Source organism: Flavobacterium sp. (genome assembly GCF_965284515.1).
Lineage (GTDB): Bacteria > Bacteroidota > Bacteroidia > Flavobacteriales > Flavobacteriaceae > Flavobacterium.
The window spans coordinates 668099-686639 of the sequence record NZ_OZ260089.1; the positions used below are offsets into that span (position 1 = coordinate 668099).

The window sequence follows — 18541 nt, forward strand, 5'->3', positions numbered from 1 at the left end:
AATTTAAACTAAACCTTTGAAAATAGTGTTCTTTAAAAGCACCTCAACAAATAATAAGAATAATGCAAGCCAAACTAATGGTTGGTATTTCTCATCGTAATTAAAGTATTTTTTTTCTTCTACTTCAGTTTTTTCTAGTTTATTAATTTCGGTATAAATTTCTTTTAATTTAGCATTACTTGTAGCTCTAAAGTACTTTCCATCAGTAGTTTTGGCGATTTCCTTCATTAACTTTTCGTCGATTTCTACTTTCATATTTTGGTACAAGAACTTACCATTTGGTGCTTTTGCGTATGGAAAAGGAGCCATTCCGTTTGTTCCAATTCCAATTGTGTACACTTTAATGCCATATTCTTTAGCAATATCAGCAGCCATTCTTGGATCAATAGTTCCCGAATTATTTACTCCATCAGTTAGTAAAATAATAATTCTGCTTTTTGCTTTGCTGTCTTTAATTCGATTAATTGCAGTTGCTAACCCTACACCAATTCCGGTTCCATCTGCAATTATAGAATCGTCATAATCAATTGTTTTAAGTGATTGAAGAAGAACAGTCTTGTCGGATGTAACGGGAGTTCTTGTATAACTTTCTCCTGCATAAACTACCAAACCAATTCTATCGTTAATTCTATCTTCAACAAATTCTGCAGCCACTCTTTTTAAAGCTTCTAAACGGTTTGGCTTTAAATCTTTTGCTAACATACTACCCGAAACATCAATTGCCATAACAATATCAATTCCTTTTGTAGTTCTTGACTTTGAAGAAACATCTACGCTCCTTGGTCTTGCTAAAGCTAAAATAATTGTACTTAAGGCCAATATTCGTAAACCGAACAATAATGGTTGTAGCTTAGCTATTAGAGTTCTGCTGCCTTTGAATGATTTTGTTGAACTTATTTTAAGTGTTGCACGTTGTTTTTTATGTGTAAACCAATACCAAGCAATTGCAATTGGAAGAACCAAAAACAACCAAAAAAATTCAGGATGTAAAAATGTTATGTTCTTCATTATTTAACTACTTTTCTTAACTCTATTGATTCTACAATTCGTTTCATTATTTCAGCTGCACTTTCATCTTCCAATTTGTGTACCAATATTAATTCTTGGATTCCTGTTCCTTGAGAAAACACTAAAATGTTATAATACATTTTTATGTCTTCTTTTGAAATTGGATCTAAAACGGTAAATGTTCCTTCTGATTTTTTACCTGTTAATCCTTTTGGGTCTTCATAATCTCCAGTGTTTACAACTAAATTTTTAGCTCCGAAAGATTCTAATTGTTTTAAATCTTGTTCTAAAACCATATCTAAAGATCCTTGAACCGAATCTTTAAAAGAAGTGGTACTTAAAACAACTGAAAAATTATCTAAAACACTTCCGTAAAAGAATGTACTTGTTGACTTTACATTTTCAGGCAGGTTATTTAGAATACGAGCATCTGTATTTCTTGTTAATGCTTTTGGAGTTGAAATAATGATTGCTGGATCTCCATAATCTGAAGTAACCCATTCATCTTCTAACATAGATTTTGTACTGTGACCAATAATATTATCTCTTAAGAAATCCATTCCTTTTGTAACTCCTAAAAAGACAAGAATTATAGATAAAATAATACCAACTAAAGTTAACGGAATAAAGATACGTTGTAATTTTTGTGAACGTTCTTTTTTACGTTTTAGTTCTTCTACAAATAAGTTTTCTGTCTCTTCTTCTGTTCTTGGAATTGCTTTATCTAAAGAAATTAGAAAAGTATTAATTGTATTTTTATCATTTTCAATTTCAAAGTCTAACGGTTTTGACTTGGCAAATTTTACCAAATCAGACGTTTCCATAACTCTTTTAAACTTATCTAAAGTATCCTTGCTTATTTTTATATTTTTTTGACGAACAGAAACTTTTAAAGCATCAAATAACTCATTTGATGTACTTTCCATTGCTGGAATTTCAATTACTTCTTCTATATAGTTTCGAGTTATATCTGTAAGTTCAGAATAATACGCTTTTGTTTCTCCTTTTTGCCAAAGTGATTTCTTTTCTAAAAGCTCTAATTCCGCTATTGCTTTTTCAATTGGTGAAGCAAATAAAATAGCTTCTTCTTCATTTTTTTTATTTTGTTTTTTCTTAATGAAATAATAAGCTCCGTAACCAATTAATGCCAAACCGATTAAAATTAAAACAGTATATAACCACCAATAACTTGTAGGTTTTTCAACTTTAATAACAGGCTTAATATCAAACATTTGTTGTTTAATCGTGTCAACAACAACATCATTTACAACAACCGAAAAAGAGTCGGTTCTAAATGTTTTGTTGTTAATAACTACTGCTAACTTTGGAATTACATATTTTCCAGAATCAAATTGTGTTAAACCGTATTTTTTAATTAATTCTAATTTATCATTCGATTTTATTGAATCTATTGGATACGATTCTAATACTTCTAAGGAGCCTAAAAATTTTCCTTCGGGAAAAACAACCTTATCCGTTTTAGAAACGTTAGCTTTAATAGTTAAATTGAACTGAGATCCAATTTTTATTTGAGTAGAATCTACAGAAGATGTTATCGATTGCGCATTTACAAACGATGAAATAAATAAAAAATATAAAAGTATTCTTTTTAACATTTTAATTTCTTGCTTTAAAATAGCCTAATAATTTGGTAACATAACTTTCATCTACCCTTGAACTTAAAACACCAGCGCCTGATTTAGAAAACATTTCAGAGAAATATTTTACATTCTCTGCATATTCTTTTTCGTAAGCTAAACGAACACTTTTAGAGCTAGTATCTACCAACATACTTTCTCCTGTTTCAGCATCAATCATGTTCACTACTCCTAGGTTAGGAATTGATTTTTCTCTTTCATCATAAACCCTAATTCCGGTTAAGTCGTGTTTTCTAGCTGCTATTTTTAAAGTTTTCTCGTAATCATTTACCATAAAATCTGAAATTAAAAAGACAATTGCTTTCTTTTTCATTACACTCGATAAAAACTTCAAAGCTTGAGCTAAATCGGTCTTTCTACTTTTTGGTTTAAACTCAATTAACTCTCTAATTATACGTAAAACGTGTGATTTCCCTTTCTTGGGAGGAATATATAATTCTATTTGATCTGAAAATAAAATAAGCCCAACTTTATCGTTATTGTTTGTTGACGAAAAAGCAAGTGTTGCTGCAATTTCTGTTATAACTTCGCTCTTAAATTGATTTTTAGTTCCAAAAATTTCCGAACCACTGCAATCAACCATCAGCATCATAGTTAATTCGCGTTCTTCTTCAAAAACCTTTACAAAAGGTTCGTTGTAGCGAGCCGTAACATTCCAATCAATAGCTCTTACATCATCTCCGTATTGGTATTGTCTAACTTCAGAAAAAGTCATTCCTCTTCCTTTAAAAGACGTATGATATTCTCCCGAGAAGATATGATCGCTCAATCTACGGGTTTTAATTTCTATTTTTCGAACTTTTTTAAGAATCTCTTTGGTATCCATTTTATTTCAGTGTTCAGTAATTAGTATTCAGTATTCAGTACTAGCGAATTAAACAACTGCTTTCTGAAATCTGATGACTGCCAACTAAAGATTAAGGTACTTCAATTTCGTTTACAATTTTATTGATAATATCAACTGAAGTTACATTTTCAGCTTCTGCTTCATAGGTAATTCCTATTCTATGTCTCAAAACATCGTGAACAACTGCGCGAACATCTTCTGGAATAACATAACCTCTTCTTTTAATGAAAGCATAACATTTAGCGGCGATTGCTAAATTAATACTTCCACGAGGAGAAGAACCAAAACTAATTAATGGCTTTAAATTTTCTAAATTGTACTTTTCAGGATAACGAGTAGCGAAAATAATATCTAGTATGTATTTTTCAATTTTCTCATCCATATAAACTTCGCGAACTGCTTGTTGTGCTCTTAGAATTTGATCAACAGAAACAACAGGATTAACTTTAGTGTATTCACCACTTAGGTTTTGACGAATAACTAATCGTTCGTCTTCCATTTTTGGGTAATCAATAACGGTTTTCAACATAAAACGGTCCATTTGAGCTTCAGGCAAAGGATAAGTTCCTTCTTGTTCTACCGGATTTTGTGTTGCCATTACTAAAAATGGTTTGTCTAACTTAAAAGAAGTGTCTCCAATAGTGACTTGCTTTTCTTGCATTGCTTCTAAAAGAGCCGATTGTACTTTTGCTGGAGCACGATTAATCTCATCGGCCAAAACAAAGTTTGCAAAGATTGGTCCTTTTTTAATCGTAAAATCATTGTCCTTTACACTGTAAATCATTGTACCTACAACATCTGCAGGTAAAAGATCAGGTGTAAACTGAATTCTGCTAAAAGATCCGTGAACTGCTTGAGAGAGGGTGTTAATTGCTAAGGTTTTTGCTAAACCAGGCACACCTTCTAACAAAATATGGCCTTGTCCTAATAATCCAATTAGTAATCTTTCAATCATATACTTTTGACCAACGATTACTTTGTTCATTTCCATGGTTAATAAATCAACAAACGCACTTTCTTTCTCTATTTTTTCGTTGATTAAACGAATGTCAATTGTAGCAGTATTTTCTTCCATTTTCATTATATTTTGGGGTCAAATTTTCAAAAAAAAATTAACAATTCAAAATTGAAAATTTATTTACTACTTCATTGTTAATATAGCGTTAAAAAAAACAAACAATTGCTTATTTTAGCAGTGTTTTATGATTTTGTTTTATATTTTTAAGAAATAATCTGTTTTTTAATGATTAACAAACGTTTATTAATAAAGAATTTACTTACTCACAATGATGAGAATAGTTTCTATGATAAAAAACGTCAATTAAACCTTCACTCTCGAGAAGGAAAATCAAAATTTTTAAAACATATTTGTGCGCTTTCAAACTCGAATCCTGTTAATAATTCCTACATAGTTGTGGGAGTAGAAGATGAAGCAAATACAATTACTGGTGTTGATTTTTACGATGATAGTAGAATTCAAAATTTAGTAAACGCATTTCTTGAAAATCCTCCAAAAATTCAATATGAAAATGTTCCTTTTCCACTACTAAGCAAAGAAAAAGTACTAGGACTTGTTACTATAAAACCTAAAAGTGCTGTTTCCTATTTTAAAAAAGGTATACATACCATTCCTGCTAACACTGTTTTTGTAAGAAGAGGAAGCAACTCCATTCCTACAGAAGATAAGGTTCCTTTTTCAAAAACCAATACAGAGACCGTAATTAGTATAGAAAACAATTCAAGAAACAGTATTAAAAACACACTTGATGGTGTTTTAGAGTTTGTAAATATTAAACATAAAGATTTACATTCTGAATATAATGTTTTTAAGGAGTTGTTTGTTGTGTGCTGGAGTGGAGTAAAAAAGAAAGTGCGAGATCAAACATTTTACTCAAGAGTTGATATTGAACTTATTAACGAACAAGTTAAATTATTCTATTCTGCTCAAGATGATGTAAGTATATATTTTGATGATGATTCGTTTACTATTACTGAATATGTTGCATTAGGGATAAACGATAAAACAAGTTATTATCCTTTAGAGAAAGTTACGATTACTTTTTTTGATAATGGTTATTATAAAATAAATACCGAACTGTTATTTAAACCACCGCAGTATAACAAAAAAATGCTTCATCATATCTATAATTCAAATGTGGCAATTTTAAATAAGTTAAAAAAAGGAATCTCATTAAATTTAAACGATATAAAAGATTTAGAAAACCTACCTTATGTATTTATGATTTGTTTTTTAAATGGATTTAATGAAGCAAAAGATTTATTAATAGAGTCTAAACCCTATCTAAAAGAGATTGACCAAAACTCTTACGCGTCATTTAAGGAAGTAATGAGGGTAATAAGAAAAATGAAATACAATGATTAAATTCATAATTTCTGTCTAGAAAAAATCAACTTTAAATACCCTAAACTTATAATTAACCATAACAGATAAACCAATTTAAACTGAATTGACACATTGATTTTAGGCATAAAAAAACAGTCTTCTTGAAAGAAAGTAAAGTAGGCTAAATTTAATATTAGATATAGCCATATTAAACTTAACACGAGTAATGAAATTACAATTTTAGAGTATGTTTTCATATTACAAAAGTTACTGTTTTTTGTAATCACTAAATTACATATCTACTCAGAATTTTTACTGAGGTAATTCTGTATATTTTGTTAAAAGTTAACCCAATTATACGAATCCGTGTTTTTTTGCCTCTCTAATAATATCTTCATCTGTTCCTTTTTGAATACAGAAGAAATCTTTAATTTGTGCTTTTCGCTTATCTATAGCACTCATGGACAAATTAATATGGTTAGCTAAGTTTTTAGACTGAATTCCACTAGATAAAAGACTTATTATCTGTCGGTTATAATCGTCTAAAAACATGTCTTTAGAAAGTAACTCTTGGATGCTTTCATTAACTGTTTTGCTTGTATAAACACCATTACCAAGAATAATTTCAAAGGCTTTTAATAATTCATCAGCTGTAAAGTCGCTTTTTACTAAAAGTCCGTGTGGAGAAATATTGTTTTGTATTTTATATAAAATAAAGGCTTCAGCATGAGACGTTAAAATCACAATTTTTGAAAACGGGTATTTCTTTTTAGCATAAATTGCTAAATCCTCTCCAGAAAAAAATTCTTTTTCCTCATAAGGAGGCAGACTTAAATCTAAAAAAATCATATCAAATTCATAGATGTTTTCAGACCCCTCCATTCGCTTATAAGCTGATTCACAATCATAAGCTGAAGTAACTTCTATTTCACACCCTAAATCATTATAAGAGAGTATACTTTTGTATCCTTCAATCATTGATGGGTGATCATCAACTATAAAAATAGAAACCTTTTTTTTAATCATAATAATTTATTTAAATAACGGTAAATTCAATTAATATTGTGGTCCCTTTATTAATTTCAGACTCAATTTTAAAAGAACCGCCTATTGATTTTGCTCTGTCCGACATGTTTTCAATACCAATGCCTTTTTTATTTTTATTAACACTAAATCCAATACCATTGTCTTTTATTAATAAAACGATATTTTTCTCTCCATTCTTATAAATATTAACATCTATTTTTGATGCATTTGCATATTTATTACAATTATTAAAAGCTTCTTGTATAATTCTATATAAGTTCATTTTGACAGAAGCATCTATTTTGTCCCACAAAACATTTTCATCTAAATGAAATTCACATTTTGCTAAAAACAATTTGTTTTGATTTTGAAACAATTCTTTTAAAATACTTTTGAAACTGTTTTTTTGTTCGAAAATATCATTATTTAATTCGTGTGCGATTAAGCGAACTTCTTTTTCAATATTTTGTATGTCATTTATGTAGCCTATACAATTCTTAATCGTTTCTTCATCTCTTTTTTTAGATAAAACAAACAAATTTAACCTAGTACTCGTTAATTTATTCATAATTCCATCATGCAAATCTTTAGCAATCCTGTTCTTTTCAGAATTCCTAATTTCATCAGCTTTTAGTTGTTGGTTAATCATTAACCTATATATTTCTTCGTTAGCAGTTTGTTGTTCTTGTGCAAAAACCAGCTCCTTTTGTTTGCTTCTTTGATATAGAATAATGTATAAAAGAGCGCTAATAAAAAGTAAAATAGCTGAAACTATAACAACTAAGCTTTTTTGATTTGAAAGCAATTCTTTTTCTTGAATAATTTCATCTGTTTCATATTCTATTCGTGCAAGTTTATTTCTTGTATTTCGCTCTTGCTCTTGAAGACTATCGCTAATTTTTATATATTCTTTAGCATATTTCAAACCGTTACTAGGATCAATTTTTGTAAATAAATCAAGTGTTGTTAAAACCTCATCATTATATTTTACTTCTTTTGATAATTTATTTGCCTCATTGTTTAACACTAAAGCTTTCAATGTGTCTTTTTGTGATAAGTAGTACTCTGTTAAATGTATTCTACTTTTAATTTTTCCTGCAATATCATTTATGCTATCACTAATTTTTAAAGCTAATTCAAAACCTTCAAAACCTTCATTTGGATTCTTCTTGAACATTGAATATGATTTTCGGTCTAATAAAGAAGCGAATATAATTGGATGAATTTCCTTTATTTTATTAATTTTTAAGCCTTTTTCAAAATTAATTAATGCATTTTCATATTGTTCTAAATTTAAATAAACAAAACCTATATTATTAAACATTTGAGCACTCAATAATTGTTTATAGTTTTTATCTTTAATTTCCTCAATTTGATGAAGAGCTTTTTCATAATAATCTAATGCTACATTATAGTTTTTTAAACCTAAAATGGAACTCCCTAGGTTTACATAACACTCGTAAATTAAAGTTTCATCATTTAATTCTTTAGCAATGTCAAGTACTCTAATAGTTTGCGCTTCACTTCCTAGGTAGTCTTTTTCGTACAACAAAACCAATGCTTTGTGAAGTAGTGTGTTTGCAAGATTGATTTTATCGTTAAGCACTTTATATTTCTTTTCAGCTGAAATATAATAATAGTAAGCGCTATCATTTTTAGAGGTGAAAAAATAATAATCACCTAAATAATATTCAGCCTTAGCTATTGTCAAAGAGTCTCTTTTATCTACACTTAATTTTAATATTTTTTTTGATATAGTTTTATATTTCTCATATTCTAAAAGTGAAAAATATCGATTTGCAACTTTAAAGTAATTTTTAAAAAGAATAGAATCATTAAGAGAGGTTTTTTCTATAATTCCGATTGCTGAATCTAATTGATTTATTCTTTTCTCTTTAGGAATATTTGAATCGTATGCAGAGTCAAAATAGTAATCCAAATTACTATTTGTATACGTGTCTTCTTCGCTGGAATTACATCCAACGAAAGTGATAATAAATAAAAATATAAGTATAAATTTATTCAAAATTAATGGCTTCTTTACAAAGCTAAAATAATTTTTCAATTAATCTCTCTTCATAACTATAATAGTATTTCTATCAACAGAACTTAAATTTTGCGACTTTTCATATTTAATGTTATCTGTGATATTGACTGATTTCTCAATACTATTATTAATCTCTTTATTAAAACTAATTAATAATGCTCCTAATAAAACTCCTAATAAAATAATTGTGTTTTTCATAAATATTATTTTTTAAATTAATCTTTTTTAATAACTATAACAGGACCAGTGCTGTCATCCTCATTTGTACTTGTAGTTTCAGCTCCTTCATTGTTTTCGTTTGAAGAACTTTCTTCTTCATCTTCTTCTCCATCTCTTGCTAATTGATTAGTATATTGATCCATTAAATTAATTTGTATTTGAGATTCGTTTGAAAGCTCTAAATCATCTGTAGTACAAGAGGTTACTAATAAGAAACTTATTAGAATTCCTAAAAATAAAACTGCTTTTTTCATAATTTTAATTTTTAATGGTTAATTTTAAATCTATTTTATTGAAATGTTCTTATAAAAAATCAAACTTGTAACACCTTATTTTTGTTTTATCAAAAATAAGGTGTTACAAAATAACCCTTTTACAGATTTTCTGCCTTTTTTGTTAAAATTAATAACCCTTTTTACTATACTTTTTATGTATTTTTGATTAAAATATCAAGTACTATATGAGAAAGTTGGTAATTGGAGATATACACGGAGGACTAAAAGCATTACAAGAAATTTTAGAAAAAATTAATCTTATTCCAACAGATCAACTGATTTTTCTAGGTGATTACGTTGATGGGTGGAGTGAATCACCTCAAGTAATTGATTGTTTAATTCAGTTAAATGAAAACTATAATTGTGTTTTTATAAAAGGTAATCATGATGATTTACTTTTAAATTATTTAAAAACCAAAACCTACAATGAAGAATGGTTTAAACACGGAGGTCAATCAACGGTTAAGGCGTATGAAAAAGCAACACCAAGCCAAATTCAAAAACACATTTTCTTTTTAGAAAATTTAATGGATTTTTTTATAGATGATGAAAATCGTCTTTTTATTCATGCGGGTTTTACAAATTTAAAAGGAGTAGATTTTGAATATTTTAAACCTCTTTTCTATTGGGACAGAACGCTTTGGGAAACGGCCTTATCTTTAAATCCAAATTTGTCTTTAGAAGATGAATTATACCCACCGAGACTTAAAATATATCGTGAAATATACATCGGTCACACTCCTGTTACTCGGATTAATCAAACCATTCCTGTAAATAAATCTTGCATTTGGAATATTGATACTGGTGCAGCATTTAAAGGCCCTCTAACTGTTTTAGACGTTGAAACAAAAGAATATTGGCAAAGTCAACCGTTGAATCTGTTATATCCTAATGAGATAGGTCGTAATTAATAATATGTTTTATCTTTGCAATAAAATAAACAATAAATTTTATGAAAAGAATTATTCTTTTAATGCTATTAACTGCAAGTTTTACATATGCACAAGTGTATAATGGAAAAGGAGATGTTAAACTTCAAATTGGAGCAAATCTTCAAAAAGACGGAACGGGTGTTGCTGCTTCATTTGATTTTGGTTTAAGCGAAAATATGTCAATTGGCCTTATGAGTTCATATTTACTTAATACCGCGACTTATTTAGGAACTCCAAAATTTGTAGATCGTTTTGATTTAAAGGCTAGGTTTAATGCAAATATTGGTAATGTTTTAAACATTGATGAGAATTTAGACATATACCCTGGTTTAAATTTAGGTTTAAAAAATTTTGGTGGCCATTTAGGTGCTCGTTACTTTTTTACTGATTCTTTTGGTGTATTTTCTGAAGCTTCATTTCCTATAGCTAAATATGAAAATCAAATTACGGGTTATGATTATTTAAATAATCAGTTTACTTTTAATATTGGTGCATCATTTAATTTATAGATATGAGTGTAATTGAAAAAAAATTAAAAGATAGAAGTATTTCTAAATGTGAATTGTGTGGAAACGAACACGACTTACTTGTGTATAATGTTGCTCCAAACGAGAATGAAAGTTTAGAACAATCTATTTTGGCATGTAAAACGTGTGTAGACCAAATTGAAAATCCTGAAAATTTGGATGCAACACATTGGCATTGTTTAAATGACTCTATGTGGAACGAACATTTACCGGTTCAAATTGTTTCTTGGCGAATGCTTGCACGATTAAAAAAGAACGATTTATTGGAAATGATGTATTTGGATGAAGAAGCATTAGAATGGGCAAAAGCTACCGGAGAAGGCGAAGAAGAAGATGAAAATAAAATTGTTCATAAAGACAGTAACGGTGTAATACTACAAGATGGAGATTCTGTAGTGCTAATTAAAGATTTAGACGTAAAAGGAGCAGGATTTACAGCAAAACGCGGTGCTGCAGTTCACAACATCAAATTAGTTTGGGATAATGCTGAACATATTGAAGGTCGGGTAGAAAACCAACATATTGTTATTTTAACGCAATACGTGAAGAAGACGAAGTAAAAAACACAAATTATCACTAAAATAAAAACCCTGCTAAATGCTTAGCAGGCTTTTTATTTATCTATTTTTTAAAAACTATAAATCAAACTTAATTCCTTGTGCTAAAGGCAATTGATCAGAATAGTTAACAGTATTGGTTTGTCTTCTCATATATACTTTCCAAGCATCAGAGCCCGACTCACGCCCGCCACCAGTTTCTTTTTCACCACCAAAAGCACCACCAATTTCTGCACCAGAAGTTCCAATGTTTACGTTTGCTATACCACAGTCAGAACCTGCGAAAGACAAGAATTTTTCAGCTTCTTTCATTTCGTTTGTCATGATAGCCGAAGATAAACCTTGTGCTACTCCGTTTTGAATTTCAATAGCGTTTTCAACATCTCCAGAATACTTCATTAAGTATAAAACTGGAGCAAACGTTTCGTGTTGTACAATTTTGAAATGGTTTTCAGCTTCAATAATAGCTGGTTTTACATAACATCCAGATTCATATCCTTCTCCTGAAAGAACGCCTCCTTCAACTAATACTTTTCCACCTTCTGCTTTAGCTGCTTCAATTGCCGCTAAATACGTATTTACAGAATCTTTATCAATAAGTGGTCCAATATGATTTTTTTGATCTAATGGATTTCCAATAGTCAATTGCCCGTAAGCACCAACGATTGCATCTCTAACTTTATCGTAAACCGATTCGTGAATGATTAATCTTCTTGTAGAAGTACATCTTTGTCCTGCAGTTCCTACAGCACCAAATACTGCTCCTGGAACAACCACTTTTAAGTCGGCTGTTGGAGTAATGATAATTGCATTGTTTCCACCTAACTCTAATAACGATTTTCCGAAACGCTCAGCAACTGTTGCTCCAACAATTCTTCCCATTCTAGTAGAACCTGTAGCAGAAATTAAAGGGATACGAGTATCAGTAGTCATCATTTCACCAACTTTATAATCTCCATTGATGATGCATGAAATACCTTCAGGTAAATTATTTGCTTTTAAAATATCAGCAATAATATTTTGACATGCTACTGAACATAAAGGTGCTTTTTCCGATGCTTTCCACACACAAACATCTCCACAAATCCATGCTAAAGCAGTATTCCAAGCCCAAACAGCAACTGGAAAGTTAAACGCTGAAATAATTCCAACAACTCCTATTGAATGCCATTGTTCTCTCATTACGTGACCAGGACGCTCAGAAGGAATCGTTTGTCCGTTTAATTGACGAGATAAACCTACCGCAAAGTCACAGATGTCAATCATTTCTTGAACTTCTCCGTAACCTTCTTGCAAAGATTTTCCCATTTCATAAGAAACTAATTTTCCTAATGGTTCTTTTAATTCTCTTAATTTGTTTCCAAATTGACGAACAATTTCTCCTCTTTGTGGAGCTGGCATTGCTCTAAATGTTTTAAATGCAGCCGTTGCACTTTGCATTACTCTTTCATAATCAGCAGCAGTAGTTGCTTTTACTTTTCCTATTAATTGACCATCAACTGGTGAATAACTTTCGATTAATTCTCCGTTAGAAAACCACTCGCTTCCTGTAGAAGTACCTTCATTTATAGCTTTTACACCTAATTGTGTTAAAGCTTCTTGCATTCCAAATTGTTGTGCTATTGTAGACATATTTAACTTTTTTTCTTGTTTTTGTTATATTTGTGCAAATATATTGAATATTAATGAGATTAAAAAAAGAGCATTAAAACCTATGATTCTTTAGAAATAAATCTTTCATCAGTATCCATTATTGTTCCACATTTTTTGCATGTACGCTTTTCTTCAGAATTATAAAAATCTTTGAAATGACTTAAGAAATCCTTTTCAATATCATTTAGTTCAAAATAAACCTCATGTAATTTCTCATTACAATTATCGCAATACCAAAGCAAACCATCTTTAACTTTTAAATGATTTCTTTTTCTTTCTATAACTAATCCAATCGAATTTTTAGACCTAGCTGGAGAATGTGGAACTTTAGCAGGATGTAAATACATATCTCCGGCTTTTAATTTCATTGCTCTTTTTTTTCCTTCATCTTGAATGTAAACAGTGATTTCTCCTTCTAGTTGATAAAATAATTCTTCTGTTTCGTTATAATGATAATCTTTCCTTGCATTTGGGCCAGCTACAATCATTACGATATAATCGCCAGAATCAATGTAAAGATTTTTATTCCTAACAGGTGGCTTAAGAAGGTGTCTATTATCTTCAATCCACTTTGTTAAATTAAAAGGTTTTGCAATTCCCATATTTAATAAATAAAAAGTAAAGTTACTAAAAATAAAAAAGGTTAGCTATGATAATTCTCAACTAACCTTTTAAATACTTTTTGTTTTTTATTTTACTTCTTTTGCTAAGTACAAATAAACTGGAAAGTGATCACTAAATCCAGGAACTCCATTTGAGTTTCTTAGCGGATATCCTTTCCACGGCCCTTCTTTATTAATTAAAAAAGGTTTATTGTAAACACCTGCTTTCCAAAATGTCCAAGAACTGAAATCTTTTCTTATATATGGTTCAGACAACATTATTTGGTCAAACAAATCCCAAGAATCACGGTAAGCTAATGTTCCTATTCCATCTTGAGACATTTTTTCCATTGGATTGTAAATTCCAAATTGTTTCACTTCTTCTTTAGATGCTTTTGCTCCAAGTTCTTTTTTTACACTTTTATTATATGGACCATCATTTAAATCCCCCATAGTAATAATTTTAGCATTAGGGTTGATTTTGTATAATGAATCAATAATTTTTCTATTCAATCTTCCAGCAGCTTCTCTATTTGGACTACTTTTCTTTTCACCTCCAGAACGAGATGGCCAGTGATTAACGATAAAACTTACTTCTTCTCCATCTAAAATACCTGTAACTAACAATTGGTCACGCGTATAAATTCTTTTTGTTTTAGAATCTACAGATCCTTTATCATCAGTATCCTCTTCCTCTTCTTTTTTCTGTTTCTTCCCATTTTTAGAATCATCTTTATAAATGTACAATGGGACATTTGTATAACTAGTTGGTGTAAAATACTTTCCTTGGTATAATAAACCAACATCAATCCCCCTCTTGTCTGGAGAGTCGAAATGAATAATGTTATAACCTCTAGCAGCTAATTTAGGATGTTTAACTAAATCTTCTAAAACACCTCTATTCTCAACTTCACAAACTCCAATTACAACTGGCGAATTTAAAGGATTTTCTCCCGATCCAATTTCGTTTATAACTCTTGATAAATTATCTAACTTCTTTTTATAGTTTTTAGAAGTCCATCCATTTGAAGGAGTATACTCCTCATCGTTAGTTTTAGGATCGTTGATTGTGTCAAATAAATTTTCCAAATTATAAAAAGCAACAGTATGTATTTTAAACTTTTTCTCTTGAGAGTATAGGTTACTTAGTGTAAAAAGGATAATTAAAGCGGTAAATAATTGTTTAATTTTCATAAATCAAATGTTATCTTATGTTATGTTAATGTCAATTTTAATACAAAATGGGTGCCAAAGGTAAAGAATATTATTAAATGTTGTACATTATTATAAAGTAACCTCTTGTTAACTTAACATCAATTCTATTCAAATTATAAGTCAATTGTAGGTAATGTAATTAAAATTTGTACCTTTGACGCCCCTAAGTTTTTTTGAACTAGGTATTTAAAAAATATTAATTATAATTTCGTTTATGAAAAAACTTGTATTAAGTACATTATTTGTATTACAAGCTGTTTTTGTTTTTGCTCAAGAAAAGCCTGCTTTAACAGGAAAAGTAATTGATGCTAAAAGTCAAGAACCGTTAAAAAATGTTGTTACAACAATTCAGAGTACAAACCAAACTGTTTTAACAGATTTCGAAGGAAATTTTGTTTTTCAAAATTTACCAAATGGCGAACAAACTTTAGTAGTTCGTTTTAATGGTTATCTTTCTCAAACTTTATTGTTAGAATTGACGGAAGGAGAAACTCTTGAGTTAGGAAATGTAGTTCTTGAAGAAGACATTACAACTGAACAACAATTAAGTTTAGTAACCATCACTGAAAGTGATTTAGGAGACGATAATTCTGGTTCAGAAAGCACATCTGGTTTATTACAGGCCTCAAGAGACACTTATCAACAAGCTGCTGCTTTTAACTGGGGGCAAGCTCGTTTTAGAATTAGAGGTTTAGATAATGCTTATGGAAGAACTATGATTAATGGTATTTCTATGAACAAAATTTATGACGGTAGACCACAATGGAGTAACTGGGGTGGTTTAAATGACGCTACAAGAAATCAAGAATTTACAATGGGTACTGCGGCTTCAGACTTCACTTTTGGAGGGGCATTGGGTACGCAAGAAATAAACACTAGAGCATCTCACTATAGACCAGGCAATAGAATTACTTTTTCTGGAACCAATACAAATTATAGCTGGAGAGCAATGGGAACTCATGTTTCTGGTTTAGATGATAAAGGATGGGCATTTGTTGTTTCAGCTTCAAGAAGATGGGCTGACGAAGGTCAATTTGAAGGAACTGATTATGCTGCAAATTCTATGTTTGCTAGTGTTGAAAAGAAAATTAACGACAAGCATAGTTTAAATTTTACTTCTATTTATGCTCAAAACAGTAGAGGAAAAAGTTCTCCAAACACTCAAGAAGTTGCAGATTTAATGGGGGTTAGATACAATTCATATTGGGGATGGCAAGATGGCAAAAAAAGAAACTCAAGAGATAAAGACATCGAAGAGCCAATTAACATGCTTTCTCACTATTGGAAAATAAATGAAAAAACGACATTAAATACAAATGTTGCTTTTCAATCAGGTTCTATTGGGAATTCGAGAATAGACAACCAATTATCTAACAATCCTGACCCTACTTACTATAAAAATTTACCAAGTTATTATTTAAATTTACATGATAACGCTGGTAACTGGATTCCTAATTACACGCAAGCTGCTAATGCTGAACAATATTTCTTAAGCAACAGTCAAATAAATTGGAATGCAATGTATATTGCTAACCAAAACAGTGCAGATGCAGGTAAAAGTGTATATGTTTTGTATGAAGACAGAACAGATGACAAGTTATGGAGTGCAAACTCTGTTTTAAACGCAGGTATTTCAGATAACATTTCTATGAATGCTTCTGTAAACTTCCAAAGATTAAAATCTAATAATCACCAAAATTTATTGGATTTAATGGGCGGTTCTTATTTCTTAGATGTTGATCCTTTCTTTACTGGTGACGCAACTCAATCAGATTTAAATAACCCAGACAGACAAGTTGGAGAGGGAGATACTTATGGTTATAATTATAACTTATTTGCAACAACTCTTGAGGCGTTTACTCAATTTAAATTTACATATAACAAAGTAGACTTTTATTTAGCTCAAACGTTTAAAAGATCTCAATATCAGAGAGAGGGATTATATAGAAATGGAATCTATGCTGATAACTCATATGGAAAAGGAGATAAAGTAATTTTTGAAAATTTCGGTTTTAAAGGAGGTTTAACATATAAAATTACAGGTCGTCATTTATTAGATTTTAATGCTATGTATATGACTGCAGCTCCTACAATGAGAAACTCATTTTCTAATGCGCGTTTAAATAATAACTTTACGCCAAACTTAGAAAGCGAATCTATTTCAAGCGCAGATGTTAGTTATATCATTAGAGCCCCTAAATTAAAAGCAAGATTAACTGCTTTTGGTTCACAAATAAAAAACAGTACAGAGATCTCTTTCTTCTATGCTGAAAACATTGGAGATACAGATGGTGATGAAGATTCATTTGTTAGTGAAATTGTAACTTCTGTAGACAAACAAAACATTGGTCTAGAATTAGGTTTAGAATACCAAATTACATCTACGATTAAAGCTACTGCAGCTGCTTCATATGGACAATATATTTATTCTGACAATGCTAAACTTGTTACAAATGATGATGCAAGAACGATTGCTGGTTTAAATCCTATTAGAAACTTTGGAACAAACTACCTTAAAGACTATAAACTTCCTGGTATGCCACAACAAGCTTATTCATTTGGTTTAGAGTATAGAGACCCTCACTTCTGGTTTGTTAGTGCTAACATGAACTACTTAGCAGATAGTTATTTAGACATTTCTAACATTTTAAGAACAGACAACTTTACAATTGACAGAACAACAGGAGTATCTTATCCTGGTGCAACAGAGGAATCTGTAAGAGAGTTGTTAAAACAAGAAAAATTTGATAACTTTATGTTATTCAATTTAATAGGTGGAAAATCATGGAGAATAAGCAGTAAAAACAGAAATACATTCGGTTTCTTCGCATCTATTAATAACTTATTAGATATTGAGTATAAAACTGGAGGATTTGAACAATCAAGAAAAGCAACTTTCGTAGATGCTCAACAAGATAATGTTAATGGAACACCTGCTTTTGGACCTAAATACTTTTATGGATATGGAAGAACATATTTTGTAAACTTCTATATTAATTTCTAAAAATTGCACTATGAAAAATAAATTTTTAAAAACAGTTTTGCTTGCAACTTTATTTTTAGGTGTTGCATCAAGTTGTGTGAATGATGATGATTTTGAAATTCCAAATTTAAGACCTGTCATTTATTCGGAGAATTTCAATGAAATCAACTTCAATATGACTTTTGATTATGCAGATTGGACCAATTTTGCAGAAGCAGGTACTAAATTATGGATTGAAAGAGAATTCAATGATGATGGTTATATACAATTTAGTTCATTTAGTAGCGGTGAAGCTTCAAACATCGGTTGGGCTATTTCTCCAGGAATAGATATGGATGCATTTACTGGTGAAATTTTAACTTTTAAATCTGCAACAAACTTTGTGGATAATCCTGCGAATAAATTAGAAGTATTCGTTTCTTCTGATTATGATGGAACAAATGTTTTAGCTGCAACTTGGGAGCAAGTTGACGCAATCGTTGCTGATGAAACTACTAATGGTTATACATATATTTCTTCAGGAGATATTGATTTATCTAGTTATACTGGGACATTGCATATAGCATTTAAAGTTACCGGAAACGGCTCTTCTTTAGACGGTTTATTCCAAGTAGATAAAATTACAATTTACTCATCTAATTAATAACA

17 protein-coding genes are annotated in these 18541 nt (G+C 30.0%); 6 read left to right on the top strand and 11 right to left on the bottom strand.

From position 1 onward, the window contains the following. Positions 1-3: 3 nt before the first annotated feature. The 4 genes from ACQ65T_RS03100 to ACQ65T_RS03115 all read right to left on the bottom strand — a co-directional run bounded on the left by ACQ65T_RS03100 (position 4) and on the right by ACQ65T_RS03115 (position 4588). Positions 4-1008 carry a VWA domain-containing protein gene (locus tag ACQ65T_RS03100; protein ID WP_430399635.1) on the bottom strand — a complete coding sequence of 335 codons (1005 nt, stop codon included), beginning with the start codon at positions 1006-1008 and terminating at the stop codon, positions 4-6. Further along, entirely contained in the window at positions 1008-2624 is a 1617-nt protein-coding gene (locus ACQ65T_RS03105; RefSeq protein ID WP_430399636.1) for a BatD family protein, read from the bottom strand. Before ACQ65T_RS03105 ends, ACQ65T_RS03100 begins: the two co-directional genes overlap by 1 nt. Position 2625: 1 nt before the next feature. Beyond that, positions 2626-3492 carry a DUF58 domain-containing protein gene (locus tag ACQ65T_RS03110; RefSeq protein ID WP_430399637.1) on the bottom strand — a complete coding sequence of 289 codons (867 nt, stop codon included), beginning with the start codon at positions 3490-3492 and terminating at the stop codon, positions 2626-2628. A gap of 91 nt (positions 3493-3583) precedes the next feature. Next, positions 3584-4588 (bottom strand): AAA family ATPase, encoded by a 1005-nt coding sequence (locus ACQ65T_RS03115; protein ID WP_430399638.1) that lies wholly within the window; start codon positions 4586-4588, stop codon positions 3584-3586. A 168-nt stretch (positions 4589-4756) separates the two neighbouring features. On the opposite strand from ACQ65T_RS03115, the gene ACQ65T_RS03120 reads away from it, so the two are divergent. After that, positions 4757-5896 carry an ATP-binding protein gene (locus ACQ65T_RS03120; protein WP_430399639.1) on the top strand — a complete coding sequence of 380 codons (1140 nt, stop codon included), beginning with the start codon at positions 4757-4759 and terminating at the stop codon, positions 5894-5896. Between the two features lie 315 nt (positions 5897-6211). Here ACQ65T_RS03120 and ACQ65T_RS03125 read toward each other — a convergent pair whose 3' ends face one another. The 4 genes from ACQ65T_RS03125 to ACQ65T_RS03140 are packed head-to-tail and all read right to left on the bottom strand — an operon-like array spanning position 6212 to position 9403. After that, positions 6212-6883: a response regulator gene (locus tag ACQ65T_RS03125; protein WP_430399640.1), complete on the bottom strand. Its 672-nt coding sequence runs from the start codon at positions 6881-6883 to the stop codon at positions 6212-6214. 10 nt (positions 6884-6893) lie between these two features. Beyond that, complete coding sequence (locus ACQ65T_RS03130; RefSeq protein ID WP_430399641.1) at positions 6894-8909, bottom strand: tetratricopeptide repeat-containing sensor histidine kinase; 2016 nt, start codon at positions 8907-8909, stop codon at positions 6894-6896. A 39-nt stretch (positions 8910-8948) separates the two neighbouring features. Further along, a complete protein-coding gene (locus tag ACQ65T_RS03135; protein WP_430399642.1) occupies positions 8949-9128 on the bottom strand; it encodes a hypothetical protein in 180 nt (59 codons plus the stop codon). A gap of 17 nt (positions 9129-9145) precedes the next feature. Then, the gene (locus ACQ65T_RS03140; RefSeq protein WP_430399643.1) at positions 9146-9403 is read right to left on the bottom strand and encodes a hypothetical protein; all 258 of its coding nucleotides are present in this window, start codon (positions 9401-9403) and stop codon (positions 9146-9148) included. A 206-nt stretch (positions 9404-9609) separates the two neighbouring features. Between ACQ65T_RS03140 and ACQ65T_RS03145 the strand changes: the two genes are divergently transcribed. From ACQ65T_RS03145 to ACQ65T_RS03155, 3 genes are read left to right on the top strand one after another with little or no spacing between them, the layout of a single operon-like run. Beyond that, positions 9610-10335 (top strand): metallophosphoesterase family protein, encoded by a 726-nt coding sequence (locus ACQ65T_RS03145; RefSeq protein WP_430399644.1) that lies wholly within the window; start codon positions 9610-9612, stop codon positions 10333-10335. Positions 10336-10376: 41 nt separating this feature from the next. Further along, positions 10377-10865, top strand: coding sequence for a DUF6646 family protein (locus ACQ65T_RS03150; protein WP_430399645.1), 489 nt, complete (start codon positions 10377-10379; stop codon positions 10863-10865). Positions 10866-10867: 2 nt separating this feature from the next. Next, on the top strand, positions 10868-11443 hold the full coding sequence (locus tag ACQ65T_RS03155) for a PhnA domain-containing protein (RefSeq protein ID WP_430399646.1): 576 nt from the start codon (positions 10868-10870) through the stop codon (positions 11441-11443). A 75-nt stretch (positions 11444-11518) separates the two neighbouring features. On the opposite strand, the gene amaB is transcribed toward ACQ65T_RS03155, so the two are convergent. The 3 genes from amaB to ACQ65T_RS03170 all read right to left on the bottom strand — a co-directional run bounded on the left by amaB (position 11519) and on the right by ACQ65T_RS03170 (position 14889). Next, positions 11519-13072 (bottom strand): L-piperidine-6-carboxylate dehydrogenase, encoded by a 1554-nt coding sequence (amaB, locus tag ACQ65T_RS03160; protein ID WP_430399647.1) that lies wholly within the window; start codon positions 13070-13072, stop codon positions 11519-11521. Between the two features lie 80 nt (positions 13073-13152). Next, on the bottom strand, positions 13153-13695 hold the full coding sequence (locus ACQ65T_RS03165) for a 3-hydroxyanthranilate 3,4-dioxygenase (protein ID WP_430399648.1): 543 nt from the start codon (positions 13693-13695) through the stop codon (positions 13153-13155). A gap of 87 nt (positions 13696-13782) precedes the next feature. Continuing rightward, the gene (locus ACQ65T_RS03170; RefSeq protein WP_430399649.1) at positions 13783-14889 is read right to left on the bottom strand and encodes an endonuclease/exonuclease/phosphatase family protein; all 1107 of its coding nucleotides are present in this window, start codon (positions 14887-14889) and stop codon (positions 13783-13785) included. 235 nt (positions 14890-15124) lie between these two features. Here ACQ65T_RS03170 and ACQ65T_RS03175 point away from each other — a divergent pair, with 235 nt between their 5' ends. Further along, positions 15125-17914, top strand: coding sequence for a carboxypeptidase-like regulatory domain-containing protein (locus ACQ65T_RS03175; RefSeq protein WP_430399650.1), 2790 nt, complete (start codon positions 15125-15127; stop codon positions 17912-17914). 10 nt (positions 17915-17924) lie between these two features. Continuing rightward, positions 17925-18536: a hypothetical protein gene (locus ACQ65T_RS03180; protein ID WP_430399651.1), complete on the top strand. Its 612-nt coding sequence runs from the start codon at positions 17925-17927 to the stop codon at positions 18534-18536. The last annotated feature ends 5 nt before the right edge of the window (positions 18537-18541 follow it).

What these genes read in the sequence shown, in the direction of transcription:
- ACQ65T_RS03100 (WP_430399635.1), bottom strand. Translation starts at nt 1,008, where the DNA reads ATGAAGAACATAACATTTTTACATCCTGAATTTTTTTGGTTGTTTTTG.
- ACQ65T_RS03105 (WP_430399636.1), bottom strand. Translation starts at nt 2,624, where the DNA reads ATGTTAAAAAGAATACTTTTATATTTTTTATTTATTTCATCGTTTGTA.
- ACQ65T_RS03110 (WP_430399637.1), bottom strand. Translation starts at nt 3,492, where the DNA reads ATGGATACCAAAGAGATTCTTAAAAAAGTTCGAAAAATAGAAATTAAA.
- ACQ65T_RS03115 (WP_430399638.1), bottom strand. Translation starts at nt 4,588, where the DNA reads ATGGAAGAAAATACTGCTACAATTGACATTCGTTTAATCAACGAAAAA.
- ACQ65T_RS03120 (WP_430399639.1), top strand. Translation starts at nt 4,757, where the DNA reads ATGATTAACAAACGTTTATTAATAAAGAATTTACTTACTCACAATGAT.
- ACQ65T_RS03125 (WP_430399640.1), bottom strand. Translation starts at nt 6,883, where the DNA reads ATGATTAAAAAAAAGGTTTCTATTTTTATAGTTGATGATCACCCATCA.
- ACQ65T_RS03135 (WP_430399642.1), bottom strand. Translation starts at nt 9,128, where the DNA reads ATGAAAAACACAATTATTTTATTAGGAGTTTTATTAGGAGCATTATTA.
- ACQ65T_RS03140 (WP_430399643.1), bottom strand. Translation starts at nt 9,403, where the DNA reads ATGAAAAAAGCAGTTTTATTTTTAGGAATTCTAATAAGTTTCTTATTA.
- ACQ65T_RS03145 (WP_430399644.1), top strand. Translation starts at nt 9,610, where the DNA reads ATGAGAAAGTTGGTAATTGGAGATATACACGGAGGACTAAAAGCATTA.
- ACQ65T_RS03150 (WP_430399645.1), top strand. Translation starts at nt 10,377, where the DNA reads ATGAAAAGAATTATTCTTTTAATGCTATTAACTGCAAGTTTTACATAT.
- ACQ65T_RS03155 (WP_430399646.1), top strand. Translation starts at nt 10,868, where the DNA reads ATGAGTGTAATTGAAAAAAAATTAAAAGATAGAAGTATTTCTAAATGT.
- amaB (WP_430399647.1), bottom strand. Translation starts at nt 13,072, where the DNA reads ATGTCTACAATAGCACAACAATTTGGAATGCAAGAAGCTTTAACACAA.
- ACQ65T_RS03165 (WP_430399648.1), bottom strand. Translation starts at nt 13,695, where the DNA reads ATGGGAATTGCAAAACCTTTTAATTTAACAAAGTGGATTGAAGATAAT.
- ACQ65T_RS03170 (WP_430399649.1), bottom strand. Translation starts at nt 14,889, where the DNA reads ATGAAAATTAAACAATTATTTACCGCTTTAATTATCCTTTTTACACTA.
- ACQ65T_RS03175 (WP_430399650.1), top strand. Translation starts at nt 15,125, where the DNA reads ATGAAAAAACTTGTATTAAGTACATTATTTGTATTACAAGCTGTTTTT.
- ACQ65T_RS03180 (WP_430399651.1), top strand. Translation starts at nt 17,925, where the DNA reads ATGAAAAATAAATTTTTAAAAACAGTTTTGCTTGCAACTTTATTTTTA.